Origin of the sequence: Microvirga rosea, from assembly GCF_020595095.1 — a bacterium.
GTDB classification, from domain to species: domain Bacteria; phylum Pseudomonadota; class Alphaproteobacteria; order Rhizobiales; family Beijerinckiaceae; genus Microvirga; species Microvirga rosea.
The window spans coordinates 1-26,794 of record NZ_JAJDOP010000016.1 but is presented as its reverse complement, the minus strand read 5'-3'; the positions used below and the strand labels follow the sequence as shown (position 1 = coordinate 26,794).

Annotated in this window: 24 protein-coding genes; 7 read left to right on the top strand and 17 right to left on the bottom strand. The window is 58.6% G+C overall.

The genetic code is table 11. The features are described 5' to 3' along the window. Nucleotides 1-35: 35 nt before the first annotated feature. The 3 genes from LJD17_RS21750 to LJD17_RS21740 form a co-directional block, all read right to left on the bottom strand. Complete coding sequence (locus LJD17_RS21750; protein WP_227386299.1) at nucleotides 36-1,502, bottom strand: ABC transporter substrate-binding protein; 1,467 nt, start codon at nucleotides 1,500-1,502, stop codon at nucleotides 36-38. 156 nt (nucleotides 1,503-1,658) lie between these two features. Next, the gene (locus tag LJD17_RS21745; RefSeq protein ID WP_227386298.1) at nucleotides 1,659-2,582 is read right to left on the bottom strand and encodes an ABC transporter permease; all 924 of its coding nucleotides are present in this window, start codon (nucleotides 2,580-2,582) and stop codon (nucleotides 1,659-1,661) included. A 3-nt stretch (nucleotides 2,583-2,585) separates the two neighbouring features. Beyond that, complete coding sequence (locus tag LJD17_RS21740; RefSeq protein WP_227386297.1) at nucleotides 2,586-3,509, bottom strand: ABC transporter permease; 924 nt, start codon at nucleotides 3,507-3,509, stop codon at nucleotides 2,586-2,588. 202 nt (nucleotides 3,510-3,711) lie between these two features. Here LJD17_RS21740 and LJD17_RS21735 point away from each other — a divergent pair, with 202 nt between their 5' ends. Together LJD17_RS21735 and LJD17_RS21730 are read left to right on the top strand one after the other, a co-directional pair. After that, entirely contained in the window at nucleotides 3,712-4,479 is a 768-nt protein-coding gene (locus tag LJD17_RS21735; protein WP_227386296.1) for an HAD-IIA family hydrolase, read from the top strand. 68 nt (nucleotides 4,480-4,547) lie between these two features. After that, nucleotides 4,548-5,432, top strand: a complete 885-nt coding sequence (locus LJD17_RS21730; RefSeq protein ID WP_227386295.1) for a MurR/RpiR family transcriptional regulator — start codon at nucleotides 4,548-4,550, stop codon at nucleotides 5,430-5,432. Nucleotides 5,433-5,739: 307 nt separating this feature from the next. On the opposite strand, the gene LJD17_RS21725 is transcribed toward LJD17_RS21730, so the two are convergent. From LJD17_RS21725 to LJD17_RS21715, 3 genes are all read right to left on the bottom strand, one after another. Then, nucleotides 5,740-6,858, bottom strand: coding sequence for a branched-chain amino acid ABC transporter substrate-binding protein (locus LJD17_RS21725; RefSeq protein ID WP_227386294.1), 1,119 nt, complete (start codon nucleotides 6,856-6,858; stop codon nucleotides 5,740-5,742). Between the two features lie 850 nt (nucleotides 6,859-7,708). After that, nucleotides 7,709-7,864 (bottom strand): hypothetical protein, encoded by a 156-nt coding sequence (locus LJD17_RS21720; protein WP_264478544.1) that lies wholly within the window; start codon nucleotides 7,862-7,864, stop codon nucleotides 7,709-7,711. Then, nucleotides 7,815-8,432 carry a hypothetical protein gene (locus LJD17_RS21715; RefSeq protein ID WP_227386333.1) on the bottom strand — a complete coding sequence of 206 codons (618 nt, stop codon included), beginning with the start codon at nucleotides 8,430-8,432 and terminating at the stop codon, nucleotides 7,815-7,817. The genes LJD17_RS21720 and LJD17_RS21715 overlap by 50 nt, the downstream gene beginning before the upstream one ends. Before the next feature lie 101 nt (nucleotides 8,433-8,533). Between LJD17_RS21715 and LJD17_RS21710 the strand changes: the two genes are divergently transcribed. Then, complete coding sequence (locus LJD17_RS21710) at nucleotides 8,534-8,788, top strand: YdeI/OmpD-associated family protein (protein ID WP_227386293.1); 255 nt, start codon at nucleotides 8,534-8,536, stop codon at nucleotides 8,786-8,788. Between the two features lie 35 nt (nucleotides 8,789-8,823). Here LJD17_RS21710 and LJD17_RS21705 read toward each other — a convergent pair whose 3' ends face one another. The 4 genes from LJD17_RS21705 to LJD17_RS21690 form a co-directional block, all read right to left on the bottom strand. Beyond that, entirely contained in the window at nucleotides 8,824-9,657 is an 834-nt protein-coding gene (locus LJD17_RS21705) for an inositol monophosphatase family protein (RefSeq protein WP_227386292.1), read from the bottom strand. A 190-nt stretch (nucleotides 9,658-9,847) separates the two neighbouring features. Further along, nucleotides 9,848-10,291, bottom strand: coding sequence for a cupin domain-containing protein (locus LJD17_RS21700; protein ID WP_227386328.1), 444 nt, complete (start codon nucleotides 10,289-10,291; stop codon nucleotides 9,848-9,850). Nucleotides 10,292-10,591: 300 nt separating this feature from the next. Then, the gene (locus tag LJD17_RS21695; RefSeq protein ID WP_227386291.1) at nucleotides 10,592-11,413 is read right to left on the bottom strand and encodes a DUF2066 domain-containing protein; all 822 of its coding nucleotides are present in this window, start codon (nucleotides 11,411-11,413) and stop codon (nucleotides 10,592-10,594) included. 41 nt (nucleotides 11,414-11,454) lie between these two features. Then, nucleotides 11,455-12,105, bottom strand: coding sequence for a CGNR zinc finger domain-containing protein (locus LJD17_RS21690; protein WP_227386290.1), 651 nt, complete (start codon nucleotides 12,103-12,105; stop codon nucleotides 11,455-11,457). Nucleotides 12,106-12,376: 271 nt separating this feature from the next. Between LJD17_RS21690 and LJD17_RS21685 the strand changes: the two genes are divergently transcribed. After that, the gene (locus LJD17_RS21685; RefSeq protein ID WP_227386327.1) at nucleotides 12,377-14,461 is read left to right on the top strand and encodes an ATP-dependent helicase; all 2,085 of its coding nucleotides are present in this window, start codon (nucleotides 12,377-12,379) and stop codon (nucleotides 14,459-14,461) included. Nucleotides 14,462-15,223: 762 nt separating this feature from the next. Next, nucleotides 15,224-15,877 carry a hypothetical protein gene (locus LJD17_RS21680; protein WP_227386289.1) on the top strand — a complete coding sequence of 218 codons (654 nt, stop codon included), beginning with the start codon at nucleotides 15,224-15,226 and terminating at the stop codon, nucleotides 15,875-15,877. Between the two features lie 15 nt (nucleotides 15,878-15,892). Here LJD17_RS21680 and LJD17_RS21675 read toward each other — a convergent pair whose 3' ends face one another. Continuing rightward, nucleotides 15,893-16,381 carry a tetratricopeptide repeat protein gene (locus LJD17_RS21675; protein ID WP_227386288.1) on the bottom strand — a complete coding sequence of 163 codons (489 nt, stop codon included), beginning with the start codon at nucleotides 16,379-16,381 and terminating at the stop codon, nucleotides 15,893-15,895. Nucleotides 16,382-16,522: 141 nt separating this feature from the next. Here LJD17_RS21675 and LJD17_RS21670 point away from each other — a divergent pair, with 141 nt between their 5' ends. Further along, nucleotides 16,523-16,783 carry a DUF7696 family protein gene (locus tag LJD17_RS21670; protein WP_227386287.1) on the top strand — a complete coding sequence of 87 codons (261 nt, stop codon included), beginning with the start codon at nucleotides 16,523-16,525 and terminating at the stop codon, nucleotides 16,781-16,783. Between the two features lie 561 nt (nucleotides 16,784-17,344). Here the strand turns inward: LJD17_RS21670 and LJD17_RS21665 are convergent. From LJD17_RS21665 to LJD17_RS21640, 5 genes are all read right to left on the bottom strand, one after another. Further along, nucleotides 17,345-19,165: an SEL1-like repeat protein gene (locus tag LJD17_RS21665; protein ID WP_227386286.1), complete on the bottom strand. Its 1,821-nt coding sequence runs from the start codon at nucleotides 19,163-19,165 to the stop codon at nucleotides 17,345-17,347. A 743-nt stretch (nucleotides 19,166-19,908) separates the two neighbouring features. Then, nucleotides 19,909-20,859, bottom strand: coding sequence for an SEL1-like repeat protein (locus LJD17_RS21660; protein ID WP_319799718.1), 951 nt, complete (start codon nucleotides 20,857-20,859; stop codon nucleotides 19,909-19,911). Nucleotides 20,860-23,214: 2,355 nt separating this feature from the next. Next, nucleotides 23,215-23,559 carry a hypothetical protein gene (locus LJD17_RS21650; RefSeq protein ID WP_227386285.1) on the bottom strand — a complete coding sequence of 115 codons (345 nt, stop codon included), beginning with the start codon at nucleotides 23,557-23,559 and terminating at the stop codon, nucleotides 23,215-23,217. Between the two features lie 641 nt (nucleotides 23,560-24,200). Next, nucleotides 24,201-24,551 (bottom strand): hypothetical protein, encoded by a 351-nt coding sequence (locus LJD17_RS21645; protein WP_227386284.1) that lies wholly within the window; start codon nucleotides 24,549-24,551, stop codon nucleotides 24,201-24,203. Nucleotides 24,552-24,991: 440 nt separating this feature from the next. Continuing rightward, on the bottom strand, nucleotides 24,992-25,633 hold the full coding sequence (locus LJD17_RS21640; RefSeq protein WP_227386283.1) for an SOS response-associated peptidase: 642 nt from the start codon (nucleotides 25,631-25,633) through the stop codon (nucleotides 24,992-24,994). 143 nt (nucleotides 25,634-25,776) lie between these two features. Here LJD17_RS21640 and LJD17_RS21635 point away from each other — a divergent pair, with 143 nt between their 5' ends. After that, complete coding sequence (locus tag LJD17_RS21635) at nucleotides 25,777-26,022, top strand: hypothetical protein (RefSeq protein WP_227386282.1); 246 nt, start codon at nucleotides 25,777-25,779, stop codon at nucleotides 26,020-26,022. 413 nt (nucleotides 26,023-26,435) lie between these two features. Here the strand turns inward: LJD17_RS21635 and LJD17_RS21630 are convergent. After that, on the bottom strand, nucleotides 26,436-26,794 hold a 359-nt coding region (locus tag LJD17_RS21630; protein WP_227386281.1), incomplete at its 5' end, for an HlyD family efflux transporter periplasmic adaptor subunit.

Sequence of the window (26,794 nt, the reverse complement as noted above, 5' to 3'; positions counted from 1 at the left end):
CGCTGTCCGGCAGCGCTGAGGGGGCAGAGGGAGGTTCAGTTCGAAGCAGTGGCGATGCGCCCGGCACGGAAGTCGAGCACGTAAGGAATATGTCCCGGCAGCGGCCTCCACGAGATCGTCTGCTTGAGCCCGTACGATTCGTAAGGCTGGTAGAGCGGTAGCACCGGCGGATCGTTTTTGATCGCCTGCATCAACTCCGCGAAAGCTCTCTTGCGCGCGACGAGATCGGTTGAGAAGCGGAAGCGGTCCCAGATCTCAGCGTAGGTCGCATCCGGCCTGAAGCGGCCCTCGGTCGCCGAGTTTCCAGTTGGGGCCCACATGATGCCGAAGGAGCCAGCCGGATCGGGGAAATACATCGGATTCGACCAACCCCGCGCCATCATAGTGGGGTCGCTACCTGTCCATTGCTCGGTGACGTTGATCTCCATCTTGACACCGACCTCAGCCCACATCTCGCGGATGGCCTGTGCCGCTAGGAGACCATTGGTGTAATAGGCCGCTTGGATGTCGTAGCGGATTGGGAAGCCGTCGTAGCCTGCTTCCTTGAGCAGCTGCTTTGCCTTCTCGGGATTGTATTCGAAGGTATTGAGTTCGGGCATGTACAAGGCGCCGAACTGCTCGAAGGTATGGGAGGTCGGGACCTTAGCCTTTCCCGACCACAGGGCCTCGTTTAGCATCCTGCGGTCAATGGCGTAGGACAGTGCCTGGCGCAGGCGCTTATCTGCCATCTTGGGGTTTTGCGTGTTGAAGATCACAACGTGGAAAAGCGGGGTCTGCATCCCTTCCACCTTCAGCTTCCCGTCCCCAGCAATGATGTCGAGCTGATCCGGCGGAACGTTTGTGATCAGGTCCGCCTCACCGTTCTTCAGGGCTGTGATGCGGGAGGACAGCTCGGGAATACGCTGCACGACAACGCGCTGGAACGGGGCCTTGGCACCCCAAAATCGGTCGAACCGCTCGTAGACCAGTTTCTGGTTGGGGACGAACTCAACGATCTTGTAGGGGCCAGTGCCGACGGGCTTGAGGGCGAAGGCCTCGAAATCTGACGGCTCGGCGACGGCTGGATCTCCTGTCAGCCCCATGATGTACTTCTTCGGCACGATCATCGTTTGCTGCACATTGAGCAAAGTCTCGAACAGAGGCTCTGGTTTCTTGGCCGTGACCCGGATGGTTTCGGCGTCGACGGCCTCAACTTTCGCCATGTTCGGCAGGGTGTCGCGCTGACGCACGGTGTAGGGTGGGAAAGTCGCATTGATGATGCGGTCGAGAGAGAAGACGACATCTTCGACCGTCATAGGGTCGCCATTGTGGAACGTCACGCCCTGGCGGATCTTGAGCTCAATCGCGGTGGGAGAAGTCTGCTTCCATGAGGTCGCGAGGCCCGGCTCCCACACGCTTTCGACCTTGGTGTGATCCTTGCCGATCATCGGATCGAAGGTGTTGAAGTAGAACTGGGAGCCGACGTTGGAGAAATCGCGGCCGGGATCAAGCCAGGGCGCCATATTCTGCACACCGACTTTTAGCTCTTGAGCTCCAACGCTACTTACGAGCGCTGTGGTTGTAAGCGCCGCAGCGAGAAGCGTCTTCATGGATTGAGCCGTCATCTGTCTAGCCTTTCTAGAGGGAAGTGAAGACATCTTGAGCGCAATTGCTGGTTGTCAGCGTTCGCGCAAACGCACGTCAAACCGGTCCCGGAGGAAGTCGCCCATCAGCATGGCCGCCAGGCTCACCAGAACGATGAGCAGTGCCGGCACGGCGACGATCCAGGGCGCGGACGCCATGTAGTCGCGGCCCTGCCCGACCATCGACCCAAGCGTAGCCGTCGGCGGCTGTACGCCGAGACCGAGGAATGAAAGAGAAGACTCCAGCAGGATCAGGTTTGAGAAGTTCAGGCTCATCATCACCAGGATTGGCGAGATGATGTTGGGCAGCATGTGCGTCGTCGCGATCCGCCAGCCCGAGCCTCCGGAAGCCCGAGCCGCCTCGACATAGGGGAGTTCACGCAGGCTCAGCACCTGGGCGCGGACAAGCCGGGTAAAGTGGGCCCAGTAAGCAATGCCGAGGACGCCGATCAACACGGCGATATCGGTGCCGGCGAGCGCGATCACGAGCAGGGCCACGAGGGTAAATGGCAGCGACAGCTTGATATCCACGAGTCCCATGATGACGGCGTCGACAACGCCGCCCAGAAGACCGGCGGCGAGGCCCAGTCCGACCCCGATGACAAGGCCGACAAGGGTGCCCAGAAGGGCGAGCGCCAGCGTTAGCCGTAGACCGTAGAGACACCGGGACAGCAGGTCTCGTCCGAGCTGATCGGTCCCTAACAGATAGGTCAGGTTCGCTCGCTCAAAGCCGACTGGCGGCTTCAGTCGTGCCAATAGTTTCTGCTGGTCCGGATCAAAAGGCGCGAGAACCGGCGCCAGCAACGCGACTGTGATGAGAAGCAGTGCCAGACCGGCAGCGACGACGACCATGCCGTTTGTGCCTGACGGCAGCGTGGGCCGTTTGAGGAGTCCCCAGGCAGCACCGGTGATCATGGAAACTGGCTTGATCAAGGGTTTAGCTTCAAGAGCGTTGGGCATGGATCAGGCTCCGGCAAGACGCACACGCGGGTCGATGGCGGCGTAGGCGAGGTCGACGGCGATGTTCACCACGACAACCGCTCCAGCGACGACCAGCACGCCGAACTGCAGGACCGGGTAGTCGCGCCGCAGGGTGGCTCCGACCAGGAGATCGCCAACACCATGCCAAGCGAACACGGTCTCAATGACAACGGCGCCAGACACCAGTGTCGTGATCTGCAGGCCAAGCACGGTGACGACCGGGATCAAGGCGTTGCGAAGCCCGTGGCGCAGGACAACGGCGGCCTCGGACAGGCCTTTGGCCCGGGCGGTGCGCATGTAGTCCTGCGACAGCACATCGAGCATGGCGTCCCGGGTGTAGCGGGTCAGCCCGGCAACGAAGTAGGCCGACAGGGCAATGGTCGGCATAACGTAATGGGTTAGGCTCGCAGAACCTGCGCTCGGTAGCCAGTGCAAGCTCAGGGAGAAGATCAGCACCAGCAAGATCGCGAGCACGAAATTGGGGATGGCATAGCCGAGAAAGGCCACCACAAGGACGGCCGTGCCACGAATGGAGCGGCGCCAGATCGCGGCGGCGATCCCCGCCGGCACGCCAACGGCAACGGTGAGGGCAAGGGTCGCGAGAAGAAGCGAAGCGCTCTGTCCGAGCCGTTCGCCGAAGATCGCAGCGACGGGTCGGCGCTCCATCAGACCCAAGCCGAAATCGCCGGTCATGAGAGACCGCCAGAATAGAAGGTACTGCTCGAGAGTCGGTCGATCGAGCCCCCAGTAGGCAATCATCTCCTGGCGCGACTGCGCGTCCAAGCCTTCCGGCATCAGGAAATCGATCGGATTGCCGGTCAGGCGAGTGGCGATGAAGACCAAAGAAATGATTGCCCATAAGGTAACCACGACGCGCAGCACGCGGGCGACAAGAAACTCAACCATGAGGATTATCCCCTCTCCGCTGTCGCAGGACTGGGAAGTCAGCTGCAAACTCGTAGTGCAGTTCTCCCGTCACGTAGCCCTGCTATGGCGCACTTCCGTGACAGTCTTATGAACTAGCCTCATTGAATTCGATATTTGACACTGAGATTATCTCAGTGCATGCAGCGCTTTGATAGCCACGCCGGCAGACAGGGAATTGGCGATGCAATCTCGTTTTGAAGCATGCGGCTTTCTGGTTGATGTCGACGGCACACTCGTCAGCGGCGGAAAGGCGCTGCCCGAGGCGCGCCAGTTTCTATCTGATCTGCACGACCGCTTCGTTCTGGTATCGAACGACGCCGAGCACACGCCTAGCGAACTCGCTCACAAGCTGCAGAGCCTTCAGCTCCCAGTACCGGCAGAGCGCATTGTGCTGGCCGGCACAACCGCCATCGATGAAGTTGCGGTCGAGAGGCCTGGTGCGCGCGTAATGCTGCTGGCTAGTGCTTCGCTTCAAGCCTATGCTCGGCAAGCCGGTCTCCGGATCGTCAAGGATAAAGCGGAAGTCGTCGTTCTTGGGCGTGACAGGCATTTTTCCTATGACAAGCTCGCGACAGCAGCAAATGTCATACGCGGTGGGGCAACACTGGTCGTCGCGAATCCGGATCTCATGCATCCCGCCCCTCAAGCGGCAGTTGTTCCCGAGACAGGCGCGCTCCTTGCTGCGCTCTTAGCCTGCGCGGGTCGGGTGCCTTATCGCGTTGTGGGAAAGCCTGAGCCGACACTCTTCACCGCAGCGCTCGCACTTCTTGGCACTCCCCCAGAAGCTACGGTGATGATTGGCGACAATCCGGCCACCGATGGCGAGGGCGCGCGCCGCCTCGGCATCGGCTACATCGAGGTCCACGATGGACGCCTTTTGCATGTCGTGAGTGCCGATAAGCGAGCCGAGAGCATGGAGCCGGCCGCATATATGGCATCACCACCATAGCAAGGAATTCGATCGGACACATTTGAGGTGAATTCATGCAAGGGCGAACCAAGGAGGCCGTAGATCAGGTGAACGGGATCGACAAAGCCGGTAGCAACGGAGTCGGCCCGCTTGAGGGCGTGCTCGATCGACTACGCCTGCTTCGTCCGGCGCTGGCGCCGGCTGCGGCCCGGATCGCGGACTTTATCATCGCGAATGCCGACAATGTCGTGAACATGTCAGTCACCGAGGTGGCCGAGGGCGCCAGAGCCAGTGAGGGAAGCGTCGTTGGGCTATGCCAGCAACTGGGCGCACGCGGATTCCAACAGCTGAAGCTCGCACTTGCGCGCGATCTCGTGCGCCCCGTGCAATTCATTCATGAAGACTTAACACGCGACGACGATACCAGCGCGGTGATCGAGAAAATCTTCCGCAGTGGCATGCAAGCTCTGCAGGACACGCTGAAGGTACTCGATACCCATGCAGTGAACCGTGCTGTTCAGGCGATCCTACAGGCGCGCCGGGTCGAGCTCTATGGGATCGGCAGTGCCGCTCCCATCGCCGAGGACGCCAACTACCGGCTTCTGCGCATCGGCATCGAATCCAAGGTGATTGTCGACTCTCACGTGCAGGCGATCAGCGCTTCGCTCGCAGGTCCGGATGTTGCGGTAATCACCATCTCCCACTCAGGCAGCACCCATGAGACGGTGACAGCCACACGGCTGGCAAAGGAGGCTGGGGCCACTGCAATTTGCATCACGAATTTCGGCAAGTCGCCTCTCCTCGCCCATGCTGATATCGTGCTGCACACTATGGCGCGAGAAACTCAGTTCCGGACCGAAGCCATGACAAGCCGCATTGCACAGCTTGCCATCATCGATGCGCTAATTGCCAAGCTCGCACTTCTTACCTATGACCGAGCTGTGGACACAATCGGTAGGACGTTCGAGGTGCTCTCGACAAAGCGGTTCTAAGCCGCCAGGGGTTTGGCGTGTCCTGCCGGCGATCGGCCGGACTATCCACGTCCGCTTCGCCATCACTCCGGCAGGCTTTGTCGCGATTTCTGACTGCGGACGGAAAGATCCTGAGGCGGTTCGTATTGACTACTCGGCACGCCGCCTGAACTATTTAGCAAGCAGAGGTTGATACCCTCCCAGGTCTCTTCCAGCCCGTTTAGGGCGTAGAGCTTACCGGTAGCAACGTTGATTCCAACATAGGTGCAGGCGGTCGAATTCGGCAATCAAGAACTCGACTTTTGCCTATCTCAAGCCTTCACCAGTGCTACTGCGTCAGCTTGCTGTACTTACCGTCCCTCCAGACATTGATGTCGTAGCGGGGATTCTTGACATCGCCCTTCTCATCGAAGCTGACAGGCCCGAGAACTGTGTCGACGCTCGTACTGCGTAGGGTCTTCGCGACGGCGACAGGGTCCGTGCTGTTCGCCTTCCCAATACCACCAGCGATCGCCTGGATCACCGCGTAAGAGAACAGGGTGAAGCCCTCAGGCACAAAGTGGATCTGCTTGAACTGCTCCATGGCACCCTTGGCCGCCTCGGTCTCGCGGGCATCGGTTGGGAAGGTAAATAGTGTGCCCTCCCCCGCAGGCCCGGCCACGGACCAGAATTCAGGCGTGGCGAGGCTGTCGCCCATCATCAACTGGAATTGATAGTTCTGATCGCCTGCTTGCCGTTTGATGAGCCCAGCCTCCGTGTGATAGCCCCCGAAATAGAGAAACTCGACACCGGCGCTCTTGAGGCGATTCACCACAGCGCTGTAATCCTTCTCACCGGCATTGATGCCCTCATAGAGCACTTCCTTGATGCCGGCCGCGTTGAGGGATTCCTTGACCACGTCGGCGAGGCCTTTGCCGTAGGCACTCTTGTCGTGCAGGATCGCGATCTTTTTCGTGCCGTAGTTTTCCTTGATCCACGGCCCGATGAACCGGCCTTGTGCATCGTCGCGGCCATAGAGCCGCAGGATTGTTGTAAAGCCGCTCGTTGCGGCACTATCCGTGAGCTTTGGGGCACTCGAGGCCGGGCTCATCATCAGGATATTGTTCTCACCATAGACTTCAGCGGCTGGGATGGACGAGCCGGAGCAGGCATGACCATCGACGAACTTAATACCTGCCGATAGGATGCGGTTGGCAATGGCGACGGCCTGTTTGGGATCGCAGGCATCGTCTTGGATCGAGATCTGGATTTTCTTGCCGTTGACGCCACCGTTCTTGTTGATGGCCTCCGCCGCCAACTCGGCTCCACGTCTGATCTGCTCACCGATCGAGGCGACTGCACCTGTCATCGGGCCGGCAACTGCGATTGTGATATCCTGCGCGCGCGCCGCTCCGGCGGCCGCCAAGAGAGACAGAATGGACAGGGACAACAGCGATCTGACGGACATGACAATCCTCCGATTGATTGATCAGGGATACCATGAGATGCCCGCATCCTAAACATCGTTTTGCTCCGCCGGCGCCACCAGATGTCACTTTGACAATCGAAACGGCCGTAACGCAGGATCCGGAAGAACGTTAGAGATGGTTCGGTCCCGGGAGACCCGCATAGCGGCCCCTCCCCGTCGACGCAGGTGGATCTACGTCGGGTTCTTTGCCGAGGACGCCCTCCCAGCCCATCCGGTTCTCAGAGGCCGTTGGCATGCGAGATCTCCAACATAGGCATTGCCGCCTGGATGGACCCACTTCAGCGCGTTAGCCGACGAAGCCCCCAGTAGCGCACCCCAAAGCGCCGTTCTATAATCCATCATCTCGAATTTCGGCGGTAGCTTAGCAATTAGGAATCTGCCGTCTGCGATCCCCTGGCGAAACCGGACTTACGCAGCATGCCTGGGCACCCTTCCAACAGCGTCATTGACCTCACTCGACCGCCTAGCGTCGGGAAATAGACGGTCGGCGGTCCAGTCGAGCTCGCAACACGCGTGATCTCACCCGAACGGCGTCTACGAGCAACGGAGGCTGATCTGGAAGCCGCTCGGCGGAGCGCAGTCAGCCCAGCCCGTTCTTCGACCCCAATCACAGCAACACCATAACAAAGCGATCCGAACTGACCTGCGAGAGATTCTCAGAAGGATAACAAGTCCCAGAGCCGGTTCGACTAAATGAGCATCATGCTGGACAGCACTGCGGGGATCGGGGGTGAATTGGACATCAATTCGTGAGCGCCATAGCATCACAAGATTGCGGAGCGCGCCCTCCGCATGGCCTTAGCACAGACGTCCCCGACAACGGCAGCCATCACGAGGCTGCCCCGATCCAAGCAGCAAATGTCGGCACTTCGCTGAAGGCGAGCCAGACCCAGACCGCAGCCAGCGTATTCTCCAGGCTACCGATGAGTGCCGAGTTAGTGGCTGAGATCATCCGTGCTCCGATCGTCATGAGTAGCAAGCCCAAGCCGAACTGGAGTGTGCCGAATAGGGCAAGGGGCAACAGGGCGGAGGCTGGCACCGAGAGGTCTGACCGCGGGCAGGACAAGGAGTGCGCATAAACCCGCAAAAAGCGCAGCAGCGGGTAGCATCGAGACGTGTCGCTGCTGCCGAATGATGACCATCATTGCGGCGTAGGAGAGCGCGATCACGCCCGCAAAACTATACCCTTTGATGTGAATGCCTGGTGCATTGGGATTAACCATGATCGCAACCCTGCCCAAGGCAACGATGCTCGCACCCCAGGTAACCCAGCTTTCCCGGACTCCGACGAATGTGGCCGCCAGTACGTCTGTCACAAACGGGATCGCAGCATGGACTGTCATCACCTCGGCCACGGGCGCCAACTTGAGAGCGCTAATGAAGCAGACCATCGCGAGCGTCGACAACAGCGCGATCCAGAAACCCGGCCATCCCATGGTCTGGACCGCCCCTAAGATGTTCGAGCGGTGCTGCGAGACGACGTAGGCGCCGATGAGCGGGAACTGCTCCGCGCAGAGCAGACGCCCGGCTAGGCGCACGATACCAACAGGCATTAGTACGGCCTATCTATGCGGTCGATGGCCCTATAATCTCAGGAAGGTCTGCTGTCGCTTGCCATATGTTACACCCAAGCGTCCTTATATGGAGATCAAGAGTGGCTCTGAAGCGGAAACTCGTCCCCATGCCGGACGATGTCCGAGCTCGGCTCAAGTCCGAAGGGCTTGAGCGAGCCTATGCGGCACGCCCGCCTTATCAGCGGAACGACTATCTCTGGTGGATTGGTGATGCCAAGCGAGCACAGACTCGCAACAGGCGCCTCGAGCAAATGCTCGAAGAGCTCCGATTCGGGAATCGCTACATGGGAATGGCCTATAACGGCTCGACTGGACAAGCAGAGAAAGCAGGTTAACTGCGAGCCCGCTAAGTTCGGATGTGGCGGGGGTTTCAGAATCTCTGCGTGTGACGTGCGGCGCCAGAACTTGATACGTTCAATAGGCGGACGGCCTCGGTATGAATGATTGGGCCACAGGCTGCGAGCAAGCTCCCACTCGACACCACGCCTCTAGCCTCGCCAGAGATGGATGTTGCGATGCCGCCAGCCTCCCGAATGCAGGGTACGAGCGCAGCGGTATCCCATGGTTGCATCATTGTATCGATCGCAAGGTCGACGCAACCGCGGCAGAGCAAAGCATGCTGCTGACAATCCCCGAGCATGCGAAACTTGCCCGCTTGCCGAATGATACTCCCGAGACGAACAATACCCGCAGTGTCTACGGATAAATCGCAGCCGTGCACTCCTGAGGCCGAACAGAAAGCCTCGCGGAGGGGCTTGTCCGCGGCAACGTGCACCTGAGCGGCGACTTCCCGGTCTAGACGCCGCCAACAGCCGAGACCTTGGCCCGCATAGACCGTCTCGCCGAGGACAGGAAACCGTATGACCCCGGCGATGGGCTCACCGTTGTGAAGCAGGCCGATCAGGGTACCAAATAGGGGAACGCCCATGGCGAAATACGTTGTGCCATCAATGGGATCGACAACCCACGTGTAACCTTCCGCGTCAAACTCGCCACCAAACTCCTCACCGAGGATCGCGTGAGTGGGACATTCCCGACAGAGGATCTCACGGATGGCCTCCTCAGCGAGGCGATCCGCAATGGTGACCTCTGAACCGTCGGGTTTGTACTCGACCAAGCAGGCGCGGAAATGCTGCAAGACAACCTGAGACGCCGTCTGGGCAATGTGCTCCGCAAGGGCCAACAGCTCTGCCATCTCCTTCATCGGCTGGCTCCAACACGATGGGGCAAGCGGCCCCAAGCATCCGATGGGCCGTGCCTCTTAGACTGAATCGTTTGCAGTTTAGCGAACAGGTCTCCACTGTTTCCCACAGCGCGGCGTGTTATCGCCGAGATAGGATATGTTCAATCGATAGCACTCACTTAGAGGTCTTGATGTCAGCCCAAACTGCTCGCTACACTTGGTATGGCGACGCTGCAGGATTGCCTCGGCTGTCGGTCCAAATGTCATCGGGAAGCGATCGGTCACGATGGCAAACTCGGTCGTGATCCGGATATGTGATCCGATCGATTGAAGCGCGTGTGCCGACGACAAGGCACTTGGTCGCCGTCTCGCCACGGTTCTCGAGGCAATGGCCGACAGCGTCGCCAGCCTTGAATGTTGCTGCATCGCCAGGTCGCAGAACGAGTTCCCGATCGCCCTCAATGAGGGTGACCAAACCCTCGAGAACGAAGACCATTTCGTCTTCGGAACTATGCCAGTGCTTGATCGAGGAACGAGAACCTGGCGGCAACACTTCTACAAATGCGCCAAATTGGGTGAGCCCGCCTACCTCGCTGATCCAGAATGTCTGGTTTGGACCACAGGGGCTATCCCGAGGTCCTTCCTCTTTGATCATTCGATCTGGTGTGATGGCAGTCATTTAACCTTCCTGCTTCCTCTGCTTCTTCTGATCGCGCGGTCTGCTGGGGCAGCGTTTTCGTGTTCTCAAAAGCTCTGTCGTAAACTTAAGTAGAAGTACTTTTGACTCTGCTCCAGACCGTCACTACCGTCTCAAACCGCCGATGCTATGGTAGCCAGCCAGTGACGGCCCCAAACCTGTATGCCCCTCGACAGACTTGCGACAAAACCATTCCTTCCCTCAACGAGACAATCGGCTTTGTCGGTTCCTTCGGTCGTCAGGCTCGCTCTCAGCCTACTAAGGGTGACCATTTCCGGACAGGACCTGAACTGCTCCGCGCAGTCCTGCCCGAAATGCCTCGTCATAGTTTACACCTTTGACCTTCCAGTGAACCAAGCTCGGGTGTTTATAGAGGTGCCAGTCGACGATCCAGCCTTGCGCCTCATCGCTGAAGACCATGGTGCCTTGCAGTGTCAAATCAGCGCCGATACTGTTTGCAACGTCTCGCGCTTCGCTAACACCGAACTGACGCACCTCATCTGTCCTGATGTTTGCGGCCAACAGAGCCTTCTCATGTGGCAGTCTTACTGGTAACCCAATCTGCTGCGAAGCAGCATCAAGAGCTTCCCGTTGGTTCACTCCTCGAGGTTCATCACGCGTAAGGATGTAGGATTGGCCTCCGAAGTGCACGTAAACAACGAGTGTCAAAACGGGGCGCTCAGCCGCCCAGGGTTGGCGCCCAAGTGACCTTACTACGCCGTCAATCAATTGAGGCTCGAATTCAACAGTCAAATCATGTGGGCGATCACGTGTCCCTTGTTCGTCATGGATGGGCTTGCCTTCCAGCCGATCTCTGTAATGAAGATCTTTGACGTAGCTTGCCGCGTCCGCTGCGAACTGTGCAGCTTTCCTGTCAGTGGACAGACGGGGATCACCGGACACCTTAACCAATACATCAACGAAACACCGTGCTAGAGCGGCTGGGCGGTGCTCGTTGGTCACGCCTGTCGTAATCGTCTTCCCAACATAGAGGTTGGGCACGATCTCAGCAGCGCTCGAAGGTGAACCTATGAAAGGAAATTGCACCAGCACGATCAAGATTATGGGAGCGGCACGCATTCGAAGTCTCCAATGAACGCGACATAATTGGTGGTGTTTAGTTATGGCTCTTCACTCGCCGCAAAGGTCCTTCGCTGGCGATTACGCTTGCTCTTTTGCCGGTTACCGCAGACAGCCATATCGCACCAACGCCGACTGTTGTTCTTGGTGAGATCAAAAAACAGCCAGCCGCAGTGCTCACCTCCGCACTTCTTCAGACGTGACAGGTCACCTTCCCGTAGCAGACCAGCCGCCGAAAGAGCGACTGGACCTAAGATTGTTTCAGGGAGAGGCGGATCGGTCGGCCAAGTCCAACGAAAACCATCATCTGTTGGTGTGAGATCGGCTGCGGCGATTGCCGACGCACAGGCGATCGCCACCGTCCGCAAATCAGCCTGACGAGGCGTGTTGCCCGTCGCGACAGACTCTCCAATCCCATGAATGGCTTCACGGAGCATGAGAGCTCTTGGCAAAAGATCCCGGAAGGCCGGATCGTTCTTTTCGATTAGGGCCTGCGCTTGGACCGATGCCGCATCGCCAAGTACCCCAACATGATGAGCCCAGGCTACGACATGAAGTGGTTCGCGAAGATGATCCAGGTGCTGCGAACTTCCCCGACCGCTGGATGTATTGGCAAAGTCAAGGGCAACAACATCCCCAATCAAATGAAGAGAGCCCGCTCGCGATGGATTGTCGGAATAGATCCTGGGCATCGTGCTTATCGAACGAGAGAAAAACTGCGTCAACTCCATCAAAACAGCTTTTGATGGTTACGTCAATGTTTGCAAGTCGGCCGAACTTCCAGCTGTGAGGCAACCCAAACTTCTTTCTGGGGGAGCGAGAAGCAGCACGTGGTCGGCCAGGTCATCGCCCGCACCAACGACACTGATTGACTGTATTCGGCGGTTCCGCTGCCTAAACTGGAACATTGCGAACAAAACGGGAAACCGGCTCTATTGCGGTTCGATAAGGATTGATTCGACCGTGTCCGAGCCCGCGCCGTCCCCCTACCTCGAGAGACTGAACCTGCAACAACGTCGTGCCGTCGAGCATGGCGTGACGCTGGGCGTAGCATCCCCGGCCGGCCCGCTGTTGGTGATCGCCGGGGCAGGTTCTGGCAAGACAAACACACTTGCGCACCGGGTCGCCCATCTCATAGTCAACGGTGCCGATCCGCGTCGTATGCTGCTTATGACCTTTTCTCGCCGTGCCGCTGGCGAAATGGCCCGCCGGATCGAACGAATCGCCGGGCAGGTCCTCGGCCCAAGTGCTGCTGTGATGACCGATGCCCTGACCTGGGCGGGCACTTTCCATGGAATTGGGGCCCGCCTGCTGCGGGACTACGCGCCCGAGATCGGCCTTGATCCCGCTTTCTCGATCCACGACCGTGAGGACTCGGCCGATCTGATGAACCTCGTACGCCACGACCTCGGCTTCTCGGCCACCGAAAGCCGCTTTCCTGCCAAGGGCACATGCCTTGCGATCTACTCCCGCTGCGTGAATGCTGATATCGCGCTCGAAGAGGCCCTTCGCACCGCCTATCCCTGGTGCGCCGGATGGGCCTCGGAGTTGCGGCAGCTGTTTACCGCTTATGTCGAGGCCAAACAGCGCCAGAACGTGCTCGACTATGATGACCTCCTGCTCTATTGGGCCCAAACGATGGCCGAGCCCTCGCTCGCGGCCGACATCGGCGGACGGTTCGACCATGTGTTGGTCGACGAATACCAAGACACCAACCGGCTCCAGGCCTCGATTCTCACCGCCATGAAACCAGACGGGCGCGGTTTGACAGTAGTGGGTGATGATGCTCAGTCGATCTATTCTTTCCGGGCCGCTACCGTCCGCAATATTCTGGATTTCCCAAAGCTCTTTAGCCCGCCGGGGGCTATTGTCACCCTCGATCAAAACTACCGGTCGAGTCAGCCCATCCTGGCAGCCTCCAATGCGGTGATCGAACTCGCATCCGAGCGCTTTACCAAGAATCTCTGGACTGACCGTGCCGCGACTGAGCGCCCGTACCTGGTGGCCGTCCGCGACGAAGCGGATCAGGCCCGCTATATCGTCGGGCAGATCCTCGCAAACCGCGAGACCGGTCAAAAGCTCAAGCAGCAGGCCGTGTTGTTTCGAACCTCACATCACAGCGGCCCGCTTGAGGTTGAACTCACCCGCCGCAACATTCCGTTCGTCAAGTTCGGTGGGCTGAAATTCCTCGATGCCGCCCATGTCAAAGACCTGCTTGCGCTGCTGCGGTTTGTTCAGAACCCGCGGGACCGAGTTGCCGGCTTCCGGCTCATGCAGCTCCTGCCGGGCGTCGGACCAACCTCTGCGCAGCGGGTGCTGGATCGTATGGCTGACGCCGCCGATCCGATCGGAGCGCTGCTGGAGGCCTCTGCCCCACCGCGAGCCGGAGACGACTGGCAGGGCTTTGTTGACGCCATCGTGGCCCTGCGCGCAGGGGGATCGGGCTGGCCGGCTGAGATGGAGCAAGCCCGCACCTGGTATGAGCCGCATCTCGCCCGTATCCATGAAGACGCATCAATCCGTACTGCGAACCTGGTTCAGCTGGAACAGATCGCGGCTGGTTATCCGTCTCGCGAACGGTTTTTGACGGAGCTCACCCTCGATCCTCCCGATGCAACCAGCGATCAAGCCGGTGTACCCCTTCGCGACGAGGATTATCTGATCCTGTCGACCATCCATTCCGCTAAAGGGCAGGAGTGGAAATCCGTCTTCGTCCTGAATGTGGTTGACGGCTGCATTCCCTCGGATTTGGGGACCGGGAGCACTCCAGAGATTGAAGAAGAACGCCGGTTGCTCTATGTGGCAATGACCCGCGCCAAAGACAACTTGCATCTTGTCGTGCCGCAGCGGTTTTTTACTCATCAGCAATCCGCCACGGGCGATCGTCATGTCTACGCCGCCCGTACCCGATTTATTCCCAGTCCGCTCCTGAAACTGTTCGAGCGAGTGTCATGGCCTATCGCATCACCCGATAGTGCAACGCCATCGGCAGCAACCCGCAGTGTCCGCGTCGATATCGGCGCCAGGATGCGTGGCATGTGGCGCTGAGCAATTAGCCTTGACCCGCCTTGTCTCCGAACACCACTCCTGACCAATCCCCAAATTAGCGGGTCCCGGAGGTAACTCTTGCTGACTCGACCTCTTCCCTGCCTTTATACAATTTGCAAGGCGCTGGCGGTGCTGGCGTCAGTGCTAGCCATTTGTCGGGGAACTGATGCCTTTGATACGATTTGCTGGAACATGGATACTCCCCTTCCTTCTCACTTTAAGTTCGGCGCAGGCTACGCCTACGGAGCATCGTAGGGCGTTCTTTGAAAGTCTCCGCGAGCAGATTGAGCGCTGCTATGCTGCGCCCGTCCAGTCAGGACTAACGAGGGTTCGTTTAGATCTTCGCCTCAAACGCGATGGCTCCCTTTCGGAACCGCCACAAGTGATCGGAATCTCAACGGACAACTCTGTCGCAGCGGCGGCCCTGCGAGCCGTCCGGCGTTGCTTTCCTCTAAAGATCGGACCGTAGTTCCGTTCCTCCTACGACGAATGGAAGCACCTGTTGGTAGAGTTCGAGGCGTCACCTTGATAATCGAAGCCTCTCCGTGTCGCGGAATACGGCGCATTAAGGCCGGATTGGACGCGCTTTGAGTTTGGTCGAGCGCATGCGCCCCGTCCACCCAAAACAGTTATGGCTCTTGTAGTAGCCGCAGGCATCGTTGCTACGGCAGGTTCCATGGGGCGATACTCTAAATGAGCTAGCCGTTTGCCAATCCCAGCGAAGTCAGCATAATTCTCTGTCCATATCTTGAGAGACCACGCATGCTCAAACCTGTCCACATTGCATTGGTTCTCTGTGCTGCACTTTTGATCGCGACCATGCCTACCCCTTCTATCGCCGAGGAGAAACCAGAACCTGCCGCCGAGGAGACAGCCGAATTGTTGAAGCGTGAAGCGACCGCGCTGTTCCAGGGCATCATCAAGGATCAGACCATCGTACGGGGGCATTGCTCTTTGGGCAGCACGTGGATCAGCGACCCGGTTCCCTACGACGTGGCGCACCAGTATCTCGGCTTGACGGTCCACGCCGACCTCGTGCCGATGTATCACGGGAGGGAGCCCGCCGAGGTGATCGATCCAGCGGGCACGATGAAAGAGGAGTTCTGCGACGACGATGAGGCCAGCAAGCGGACCAACGCGCTGCTCGAAGAGTTCAAACGCAACAGCCTGAAGACTGAGAATGGTCATCTGGAGCGGAGCCTCAGGATCAAGCGGCTCGAATTCTCGTTTCCTGTCTTTGATCAGGACTACAAGCGGGCGATCATCGTGGTGTCTGGCAGTGAAATTGGCCGCTACAGGAGGCAGGATGGAGCGGTTGGAAGCTATCCAGCGGAAGTGCTGCTTACAGCAGTCATCTATGTCAAGCAGGATGGGGTCTGGCGCTGGCAGGCGACCGAGTTCCTGGCCGGTTCCTGAACTAGATTGGGCAGTTCATGAGTTGCGAGATATGCACAATCCGATTTCACGGCTAATGCTGCTCTCCTCTATTCGCGCTAGCGCTGGCGTCCACGCCGCGGCCTTTCTCTGCGCCTCGGCGATCTGCGCTGGGGTCATGGCGACTGCGGCCTGAGCGAGATATGGTTCCGCTATCTCGCGAATCTGACTATCAGTGGCATGCAAGATGGCAAACCGGAACCAAAAATAGGCCTGTGGCGCATCCTTTGGCATGCTTCTTCCTTGCAGATACATGAGGCCAAGATTGTACTGAGCCGCGGCATAGCCCCGGTCGGCGGCCTTGCGAAACCATTCAAGCGCTGTGGTCTCGTTCTTTACGACCCCAAGGCCTTGAACATACATTAAGCCAAGTTCGTTTTGCGCCTTGATATCGCCCTGCTCGGCCACAGGCTGCAGGAGCTGTAGGGCGGTGGTGTAGTCACCGCGTAAAACGGCCGCTTGGCCGTCGGCCAGCGGATCCGCCACCGCCCCTCCGGCAAGGCTGAAGGCGAGACCGAACGCGGCGATCCGGAGTGTCCAGGGTGTCATGATGAGGTTGCAGAGCCAGAGCGATCGAAGGGTTACGCCATCTTGAGGCCGGACATAATCGAGTCAAGGACCAGACCGGTGCCTCCTCCTGCCCATTGGAGCGACACCACCATCTCTGAGATCACCGGCCAGCCTGTGAATACATGGTCAGAGGAATGGCGCGCTGAATGCGAAGCCCGTGCCGTCCTGGCCATGTCCTCAGAGGCTCGCGATGCATTTTTCAATGGGGATAAGGAAGCAGGCCAGCGCGGGGTGATCGCTGTCCGTTGTCAGCACGGCGCCGAGATCGTCCGGAGCTGGATGGAGAAGCTGATCGCGGCCCGGCAAGGCGAGCAATGAGCTCAGATAGATCCACTAGCCAGAGGTTCCATAGTGCCTGTTACGTGCAGCTCGCCGAGACCATGGTCTCGCGCATGTGCAGAGCCGCCTAGGCTTCCTCAGTCGTTTCCGCCTATTGTCTGCGAATGCATACGCCCCCTGATACCGAACCGCCCCATCCCTACAGGCAAATTCTGAGCCGGATTGGTGTCGTCTTGTTGAAGGTCGCGGCCGTCTTGGCGGGCATAGGAGCACCTCTGCTCCTCAGCATTTTTGTCGCCTGGGCGGTCACCTACTTCTTTATCGATGGGTCAGAGCCTGAGAACCCTGGTACCGATCTGGGCGCAGGGCTCTTCTTTATGATTCTCTCCTTTGTTTTTGCGCCTCTCGCGGCCGTTGCGGGCGGGATCGCAACCGCGAGCTTCGTCTTCCGCCGGAAAGGCGCTCCTTAGCAAACCTCTGCTCATCTCAAAAGCGCGGGCCGGGTGTGCCGGCACAGGGCTGAAACGCTCCGGACACTTCACCCACATTCCGCGGCAATGCGGGATCTCCACCCTGCCTCTGTCAGATTGCGCTCTCGGATCAGTGCATAAGCTTCGGCGTCCATGCAGCTGCCTTTCGCTGTGCTTCGGCGAGCTGCTCCGGGGTCATGGCTGCCGCAACCCGCGCAAGGTTTATTTCCCCCATCTCACGCACCTTGCCGTCCGTAATCCGCTGCAGGGCCTGTTGGAACCAGAAATAGGCTTGCTCCAAGTCCTGCGGCCCACCTTCTCCATTGGCAGACATCAGCCCAAGATTATATTGAGCCTCGGGGTGCCCCTGGTCCGCGGCCTTGCGATACAAAGCCCGGGCTTGCGTATCGTCGCGGGGCACGCCGCGGCCCTGAACGTACAGAACGCCGAGACTGTATTGCGCGGCGTCGAGTCCTTGGTCGGCCGCCTTGCGGTACCATTCAGCAGCCTGCACATCATCCTGAGGCACGCCACGGCCATGAAGGTACATTTGGCCGAGATTAAACTGCGCGCCGGCAAATCCCTTGTCGGCTGCCTTGCGATACAGTTCCAGAGCCTTAGCATAATCTCGCGGCGTATCATCGCCCGAGGAATATATGGCACCAATGTTGGTCTGCGCGCCAAGATCTCCCTGCTCGGCAGCCCTACGATACCAATCAAGGGCAATGGCTTCGTCCCGCGGTACACCGCGGCCGTTGGCGTACATCCGCCCGAGATTGTTCTGCGCCGGAGCGTAGCCCTGGTCCGCGGCCTTGCGATACCAGACAACCGCCCGCGCATCATCACGCGGTACACCACGGCCGTTGGCATACATCAAGCCGAGATTGTACTGCGCCGGATCGTAGCCTTGGTCGGCAGCCTTCTGGTACCAAGCTGCTGCCTGGGCATCATCCCGCGCCACGCCCCGGCCCTGTTGATACATCACGCCGAGACTATGCAGCGCGGCAACATATCCCTGGTCGATGGCCCTGTGGTACCAGGCGAGAGCCTGGATGCCATCCTGCGGCACGCCGATCCCCTCTGAGTACATCCGACCAAGATTATCCTGTGCGGCCGCAAATCCTTGATCGGCAGCCTTGCGAAACCATTCAAGCGCTGCGGTCTCGTCCTTTGCGACTCCGAGCCCTTGAACATACCTTAAGCCAAGTTCGTTTTGCGCCTTGGCATGGCCCTGCTCGGCAGCCTTGCGATACCATGCGAGAGCCTGAGCTTGGTCCCGCTTCACACCACGGCCCACGCTGTATATTACGCCGAGATTGTTCTGGGCGGAGGCGAGTCCCTGATCGGCGGCCTTGAGAAACCACGCGAGCGCCTGAGCATCGTCTTGTGGCACGCCCTGGCCGTTGGCGTAGTTCATCCCGAGGTTATACTGCGCCTCGGCATATCCCTGATCCGCGGCCTTGCGGTACCAGACGATGGCTTGGGCATCGTCCCGCGGCACGCCACGGCCCTCATCATACGCTACGCCGATAAGGAGCTGCGCAGCAGCGAATCCTTGGTCGGCGAGTTTGCGAAACCATGCAACCGCCTGACCGCCATCATATGGTACGCCACGGCCTTGGAAATACATCAGGCCAAGATTGTACTGTGCTGCGACGTATCCCTGTTCGGCCGACTTGCGATACCATTCGACCGCCTGGGCTTCGTCGCGCGCCACACCCAGGCCGCGTTCGTACATAACGCCGAGACTAAACTCCGCTTCCGCATCGCCTTGTTCCGCCGAGGGCCGCATGAGTTGCAGGGCAATAGCATAATCGCCGCGCAAGTAGGCTGCCTTCCCGTCCGCTACGGGGTCCTCACGCGCCCCTCCGGCGAGGCTGAGGGCAAGACCAAGCGCGGTGAGGCTGAGGGCAAGCCCAAATGCGGCGATCCAGATGGTCCAGGGTTTCACGACGATTAAAGAGCCAGAGCGATCGAAAGGTCACGCCATCTTGAGGCGATCCGCCAAGGCGTCAAGAGGTGGACCTAAACCTGCCCATGCCTTCCAACACGGCCTGTATCAATGGGGTCTGCTCCTAAGGTACCGTTGGAATCTACCGTTTGCGGTCGCGATTGCCGCCGGTTGCCCCACGATATCGAAGCTGCCTTAGCTCCCACCTTCGCTTGATCCTGGCCCACGGGATCAAGAAGCTGCACAAGAGGCAGACAACGACGAGCCAAATTCCGAGGACGGCCAGCTTATAGCCCTTTGCGTAGGCAATCAGCGCTGTCCCGAAGAGCGTCCAGTAAACCGCTCGCCCTACCCAGTCCTCCATTGTCATCCGAGATCGTGGGCGGGACCGATGTCGTAAGTAGGCGAAGCAAAGGTAGGCACCGAAACTCGCGAGGGCTGCCCACCTTGCAGCTACGCCGTCCTGTCCGGCGAGCGCAGCAGCCATTCCAACAATAAATGCGCCACATACAGCGATGTAGAAGTGGAGGATCATCGGGCAGGCAGCGTGGGGAACGCTCTCCTGAAATACATGAATCCGGCGACCATCCCCATCCCTGCTGCAAGAAGGAGCAGGTATTGGGCAAGGTACCTCAGTTTATCGCGAACCGCGGCGGCATTGCGCATTCTGCTGAAGGCATTGCCTAGCAGAACGCCGTTTGCCAGAAAGGCTGCCATCACTGCCAAACCGAGGTAATCGACGATCAGCGAAGCTGCGCCCTCTCGCTCGCCTTGGACGTCGGAACCCATGCAGCCGCCCGCCGTTGCGCTTCGGCGATCTGCGCGGTGGTCATGCTCGTAGCAGCACGAGCAAGGTTCCCTTCCGCCCTCTCGCGAACCTGGCCGTCGGTGGCACGCAAGGCGGCCAGCCGGAACCAGAGATAAGCCTGCCCCAAGTCCTGCGGCACGCCACGGCCATTGGCATACATCCCGCCGAGATTGTACTGCGCGGCGACGTATCCCTGGTCGGCCGCCTTGCGATACCAGCTGGCTGCTTGGACGTCGTCCTTTCGCGTTCCACGGCCAAGGGCATACATCACGCCGAGATTATGCTGCGCGGCGGCGAACTCTTGGTCCGCAGCCTTACGAAACCATGCGAGCGCCTGAGCATCGTCCTGCGGCACGCCCTGGCCGTTGGCATAGTTCATCCCAAGGTTATACTGCGCCTCGGCGTACCCTTGGTCCGCAGCCTTGTGGTACCACGCGAGAGCCTGGGCTTCATCCCGCGGCACGCCACGGCCCTCGTCATACGTTACGCCGATATTGAACTGAGCAGCGGCGAGCCCCTGGTCGGCAGCCTTGCGAAACCACGTGATCGCCTGGACGCCATCCTGCGGGACGCCACGGCCGTGGAAGTACATCAGGCCAAGATTGTATTGCGCGACGACGGATCCCTGGTCGGCGGCCTTGCGATACCAAGCGACTGCCTGGGCGTCATCCTGCGGGACGCCCAGGCCCCGCTCATACATTGCCCCGAGACTGAACTGCGCCTCCGCATCGCCTTGCTCCGCCGCAGGTCGCACGAGTTGCAGGGCGGTGGCGTAATCGCCGCGCGAGAACGCCGCTTGCCTATCGGCCACTGTGTCCGCCGCTACCCCTCCAGCAAGGCTGAGTGCGAGACCGAACGCGGCGATCCGGAGAGTCCAGGGTGTCATGATGAGGTCGCAGAGCCAGAGCGATCGAAAGGTCACGCCATCTTGAGGCTGGACATCATCGAGTCAAGCACCAGCCCGGCGCCTGCTCCTGTTCATTGGAGCGACACCACCATTTGTGAGATGATCAGCCAGCCTGAGAACACATGGTCAGAGGATGGGCTCGGAACGTTATGAGGTGGGTATGGGTGGCTGCAGCAATTCTCATCCTGGCGTTCCCGGGTTGGAGCGCCCTCACTCAGTGGGCGCATTGGGCTCAGTGCGTCGACCTCAGGTGCTTCGACAAAAGCGCCTTCCCGCTCAAGATCGACACCCCGCTTACGGCCCACGGTAACGACAGAGCCTGTTTTGGCTTGGGCTCCCAGCGATCGGCCCGGCTGCGAAACTCATTTTCCGGACGGATATTGAGCGCTTCCCTTGGGTCAGACTACGTTTGGTTCGGCAACGAATTTGTCGAGATCTCGATTGGAGATCAGCCCTATGTCATTCGCGAGCATGCTCTGGAACTCGCAACATGGCAAAGCGGCTGTGGTGGCAGCATTGTTCTCAACGCTGACGGAAAATTCGGATGGCGGCCGTCCTGAGAAACGGCACTTCCCCTGCACTGAGATAGTCAGAAGCTGGATGGAAAAGCTCATTGAGGCCCGGCAGAAGAACAGGAAATGAACTCCAGGCCGCACATTGGTTCTAAAATATCAGAAACCAGATCACCCAAAGGATCAAACACGCAACGTAAAGGCCCGTGAATACGTTGAGGGCGGCCCCCAAGTAAGGGACTGCCAGCAGCATTTCCTTTGCACCAGGAATGGTTGAGGAGAGGAGCCATACAGCTGCGTTTGCCAGGGTCGCAGCGAGGACCAGCGCACCAGAGACTGAGAAATGATACAAGATCACCTTATCGAGGCTCGCGGACCTTTGTGGCAACCGCTCCAGAAGCTCTTTTCAAAATCCAAATCCTTGAGCGCGCTCCTCGGAGATGTCGTTTTCGAAACTCCAGAGCTGCAGGGCCAGTCATCGCACTCGCTGTTTCAATGGCGAGTGAAAAGAGGCCTCGATAGCACTCACTCCTTGTATGTTTCGCTGAAGCTCATCCTAGATGGATATGCCGGACCAGAGGGGCGGCTGCGGAACTACATCAGCTTTGATCTCGAAACAGCCGAGCAGGTCCGAGCGGACCTCGATGCATGCATCGCGCAGCTGCGGCATCTCAAAGCCTCAATGCCTTCTCTAATGTGACATCGCCTTTGACCATGGACCGGACCTGCCGCCACTGGGTTAAACGGATGGCGATCTGAACATACGGCTCGAACTCAGGTCAGCAGGGCCGTCCACTAAAATTCACAAGGATTTAGATGGGTTCACACGGTCCGATCTGATGGCTCTCTAGACCATAGATGTAGATTTCCGGATCGAGCATGAGCTGGACCCTTCCCGCGGACCAGACGCTAGCACCCAGACTGCCAGGCCCGAAGCGCAGTCTTATTTCGGTCTGTCCTTGCCGTAGAATCGCCGTATGGCCCTGATCCAAAAACTGAAGAGTGATCGGAAGCCCAGGCATAGTGTCGGGACCGCCGTAGCAATTTAGACGGTAAGCCCCATCAAGAGTGAAGAACGCCGGCTTCTGTTCGATGGGAAGCCACCCGGCAACCCAAGCCATGACAAAGCCGAGTGCGGCCGAGCCCAAAGCCACTGCTATCCACCGGAACCAATTCACTTCCCGCTCCGTGAGATGTGCGAGAGAAGACAGGCCTTCCCATAAGTCAGTTGAGTTGTGTCGTTGATTGAAGATCAACGTTGACCGACGGGCACCTCCTGCCGCCTAAGTTGACTTGGATATACCACGTTCGAGTGAGCAAATTTCCGCCGAACACGCCTCTTATGGCCTCAGTCTTTGAGATCTCACAGCGTCGGCCAGAGCATCGGAAGCCCTGCCCTTCAAGGTCGTTTGTATTTTTCTTGGAACAGAATTTTACGAAATAGCTGGACAACCTTTGAGAAATCCAATCTTCCCTGTCCAAGTGCTTAAGCTGTCGCAGCGCCATATCAAATTCGCCATATCCGATTGTTGTGTAGACAGTACTCGCTTGCGCTTGCGCATTGCTGCAAAACGAGATCACGGCAGCAAATGTCGTCAGCGCAATCCAGGATCGTCCAATCTGTGCTCTTGATAGCATCGTCCCGCGGCACCCGGTGCGTCATGGAGTTCATAAGGGCGTAGGCATCCTAACCCACGTATAGATTCCTAACAACAATTGGAGACTTTGCGCACGCGCCCGGATTGCGTTCACAGGGCTGACTTGCTCCCGAGCTTCGTTTGCCGTTCTGCGCCTCCATGACGCCCGTTTCGCGAGATCTCATTCATCGGTCGATTCGGGAGCATTTTTCCTCGCCAAACCTGTATCCGAAGGTTGTGAACCTCACCGCAGTCACCTCACGCCCGTCAAACACCACCAGCATGTTCTCGTCATCGATGGTCCTGAGATTGTCGAATTTGTCGGTCTGGATCCCTTCCCGACTTAGGTAGCGGCGCACACTGCCCATCTCGTCCAAGATGCACATAAAGGGACCTGTTGAGGCATCAACGTGCTCTCGAACAACAGAGACGACCATGCTGCTAGGGGTTCGGACAAAGATAATACCACCGATAAATCCAATAAGGGCGCAGCACAGACCCAAGAGGGTCAACTTCAGTCCCCGCCACATGTCTGAACCCTCTTCTACAGCTCGTCCGATGCAGCTTAATCTGTAGCAATATTGTCCCACAAGCGTGTTCTCGCGAGTGTCGGAAAGGCGGGGGAGAGTGCTTAAGTAGTTTTGAATATTACGGATACAGCTGACGCCGGAAACGAGAGCAGTTAGACTAGCCTTGCAGAGGCGCGCCTGAGCTTTGTGAACTTATCTTCCGAATACCCTCAAAAGGCACACTGTCCGATTCCATGCAGGGACATATCGGAAATTGGATTGATGTTCTGATAGGACTCTCTGCGATCGGTTGACCTGTTAGAGAGCCCATTTGCATGAGCGATGTAACAATAGTTCTCTTTGTCCTCGGAACAGCCTTGGTGCTGGTGCAGGTCATCCTTGATGACGCTATCCTCCGCCATGTCTGCCAACGGGAAGGCAGAAGCTACTCTCCCCTCTGGCTGGTCAGCCCCTATTGGCAATCTCGGATCTTTCGACGGGATTGGTGGCAAGCAGCTCGGGCAGCTGGCCTCTATCCTGTGAGAATGGCTGTCTTCAGCGCCTTCGTGGGATGTCTGGCCATTACGTTTCTCAGCGTCATGATGAGCCGGTCTGTATAGCCAAGCAGGAACAAGCTACTCATTAAAGGCGCTTATCAGAAATTACGCAGTCGCCAACCAGAAGCCCAGACGCCCTAAGACCAGAATGGCTGCCAGTGCAATCAAGCCGCTCCGACGGCCTCTCGCAACGAATGGAGCCAAGGCTGCCATTGCGACGACAATCATCCAAGCTCCCGACGAAATCAGATAGTTGGCCTTATTTCTGTAGTTCCAACTCTCTCCTTCCATAGGGTCCTCTGTCATCCCCCATGGGTAACAGTTCTCGCCCGCGTTGGGATCAGTGCATGCGGCAGCGCCAAGTGCCTGGAAAAAGTCCACCAGCACCCCGACCAGGAGGGCTACCAGTAGCCCCTGGATCACAAGCTCGGTTTTCGTCGGCGTTCTGATCAGCATCCCCCCGCCATATCATTCAGCTCGCCGTTCCATAAGCGGCCTTCTGCACAAGTCGAGCGCGCGGGCCTGGCGGCACAGAGCTGAATTGCTCCTGACGCTTCACCCGCAAGCCGCGGCCTGCGGGATCTCCACCCTGCCTCTGTTGGATAGGCGTCAGCTGACGCTCCGCACAGGAATATGGCAACATAATTGCAAGAGAATGAAACCGTAAGAAGCTACAGCTTGCGGTTCTCTTCAGCGGTGACTGGGTCCTGCCGTTTTCGCCGAAGCCCGAGTCGAGACGGGCCAATGAGGATAAGGACAACAAGACCAATTACGACCAGCCCATAGCCCTTTGCGTAGGCTACTGTCCCGCCACAGATCACTAGAGCCGTAACAGCCGCCCCGATCAATTTTTCGGCTCGCGACGGTGGCCGACCTGATGAAGGCGACTCATTCATCTATGCAGCATCCTTCCGCTCACCGCGGGCAACGATCTGCAACGCCCCATCGGGCAAGGGCCGTTGTAGGTTCAGAGCCTCCTCGACCGGCGCATTCAGCCAGGCGTCAAACTCTTCGTCTGACGTGAGTATCACGGGCATGGCCTTGGGGTGGATCGGCTTCACCTCGGCATTCGGCTCACAGGTCAGAAAGCTGTATAGCAAATGCTCACCCTCCACCGGTTCGGCCTTGGTGCCGCGGGTACCGGTCCACGGCCGCCAGATCCCGGCAAAGGCCGCCAGCGGCCGGTCCTCGGACAAGGCGAACCAGGTCGGCGTTTTCTTCGGCTTGGTGTCTTCGTACTCACAGAAGCTGGTGAGCGGCACCAAGCAACGGTACTGTGGTTTGAGCCAGCCGCGCCAGTACGGGCTCTTCACGTTCCGCACATTCGTTACCGGCGGACCATTGACGTTCGGCGGCGGCGGGAAGCCCCAGCGCATCATTGCAAGCTCGCGCTCACCATCGTGGTTCCTGACCACCGGCGCCATCTGGTCCGGGAAGATCCCAGGCATGGGCGGAAGGTTGCCGGTGCGGTCTTGACGGATCTGGAACAGCTGCCGGATCGCGTCCTGCGCCTTGGTGATCGAGTACAGGTTGCACATCGGCTCAGGTTACCAAACGACAGCTGAACAGCAATGGCCGGCGCGGAGCTCTGAAGCCCTCATCGTCATCCACAAGTCCGAGTACTGGATTCGACTCAAGCCTGACCTTATGGCATGTTCTTGCTTCGTTCACGGAGCAGAGTATGCCGTCCATTGGGGATCTCAAGCGACAAGGCTTTGATGGCCTGGAAATCACCTGTGAGGGCTGCGGCTTTATCGTTATCACCTGGTGGAATCTCTTGAAGCTACCGGAAGGGCAGATGCTGTCCCGCATTGCTCCGAAGTTCAAATGCCAGCGCTGCGGAGCAAGGGCCAAATCGGTAGAGCCGTATCGGCGGGGTCAGGAAGCCCCATCCCCCGAGCAGATGGGCGTCAGCTATCGCAGTTAACGGACGAGCCGGCCGTTGCTGCGTCTCAGCCTGATTTGATCCTGCATCTTGAAACAGCTGAAACTTTAAAACTGTGACTTAGTTGCTACGGACAAAAGCTAGTTATGTGATATGGAAACACTCAAAATTGCATCAGTTGTTGTAAGGGGAGTTTTGATTAAATGAACGACGCCGATCGAGAACGCATTCTTTCTGCTGGATCAGACTGGGACGCGCCTCCATTGCCCGAGATTTCGCAGGCGACCAACTTGGAAGCCTTATTTTGCCTCAGGCTTGAGACAGAAGGAAGCCTTGGCCGGAAACGATCGGCTTACAGATCGGGCCCCCTGCCTTCCCAGCGTTAGTGATCGTGTTCAGATGGGTTCCGCGGACGTTTCTGATCCAACCCAAAGAGCTAAGTGTAGATTCGCAATCTAGTGTTCTCTGAAGGCTCTGGCGAACTGTTCTTCCATGGGCTTGAAGAAGTATTCGAACGGCGTGCGCCTGTTCACTTCCACAAACACCTCGGCCTGCATGCCGGCGATCAGCTTCAGGTTCTCCAGACGCTGGATCTGATCCGCGGGCAGATCCACACGGATCGTGTAGAACGTCACACCCGTCTGCTGATCACGCGACACGTCCGCCGAGATCCGGCTCACCGTGCCGTGCAGCTCGGGCACCATGCGCTGGTTCGAGGCATGCACCCGCACCGTCGCATTCTGGCCGATGGCCACCTGGTCGATGTCGTTCGGCATCACCTTGGCCTCGAGCTCGAGCTTGTCGTTCGTCGGCA

Coding starts and splice junctions, on each gene's coding strand:
- LJD17_RS21650 (WP_227386285.1), bottom strand. CDS start 23,559: ATGTGGCGGGGACTGAAGTTGACCCTCTTGGGTCTGTGCTGCGCCCTT.
- LJD17_RS21680 (WP_227386289.1), top strand. CDS start 15,224: ATGCTCAAACCTGTCCACATTGCATTGGTTCTCTGTGCTGCACTTTTG.
- LJD17_RS21715 (WP_227386333.1), bottom strand. CDS start 8,432: ATGCCTGTTGGTATCGTGCGCCTAGCCGGGCGTCTGCTCTGCGCGGAG.
- LJD17_RS21690 (WP_227386290.1), bottom strand. CDS start 12,105: ATGCCCAGGATCTATTCCGACAATCCATCGCGAGCGGGCTCTCTTCAT.
- LJD17_RS21645 (WP_227386284.1), bottom strand. CDS start 24,551: ATGCTGATCAGAACGCCGACGAAAACCGAGCTTGTGATCCAGGGGCTA.
- LJD17_RS21635 (WP_227386282.1), top strand. CDS start 25,777: ATGCCGTCCATTGGGGATCTCAAGCGACAAGGCTTTGATGGCCTGGAA.
- LJD17_RS21705 (WP_227386292.1), bottom strand. CDS start 9,657: ATGAAGGAGATGGCAGAGCTGTTGGCCCTTGCGGAGCACATTGCCCAG.
- LJD17_RS21740 (WP_227386297.1), bottom strand. CDS start 3,509: ATGGTTGAGTTTCTTGTCGCCCGCGTGCTGCGCGTCGTGGTTACCTTA.
- LJD17_RS21700 (WP_227386328.1), bottom strand. CDS start 10,291: ATGATCAAAGAGGAAGGACCTCGGGATAGCCCCTGTGGTCCAAACCAG.
- LJD17_RS21695 (WP_227386291.1), bottom strand. CDS start 11,413: ATGCGTGCCGCTCCCATAATCTTGATCGTGCTGGTGCAATTTCCTTTC.
- LJD17_RS21735 (WP_227386296.1), top strand. CDS start 3,712: ATGCAATCTCGTTTTGAAGCATGCGGCTTTCTGGTTGATGTCGACGGC.
- LJD17_RS21725 (WP_227386294.1), bottom strand. CDS start 6,858: ATGTCCGTCAGATCGCTGTTGTCCCTGTCCATTCTGTCTCTCTTGGCG.
- LJD17_RS21750 (WP_227386299.1), bottom strand. CDS start 1,502: ATGGCGCCCTGGCTTGATCCCGGCCGCGATTTCTCCAACGTCGGCTCC.
- LJD17_RS21660 (WP_319799718.1), bottom strand. CDS start 20,859: ATGACACCCTGGACTCTCCGGATCGCCGCGTTCGGTCTCGCACTCAGC.
- LJD17_RS21640 (WP_227386283.1), bottom strand. CDS start 25,633: ATGTGCAACCTGTACTCGATCACCAAGGCGCAGGACGCGATCCGGCAG.
- LJD17_RS21745 (WP_227386298.1), bottom strand. CDS start 2,582: ATGCCCAACGCTCTTGAAGCTAAACCCTTGATCAAGCCAGTTTCCATG.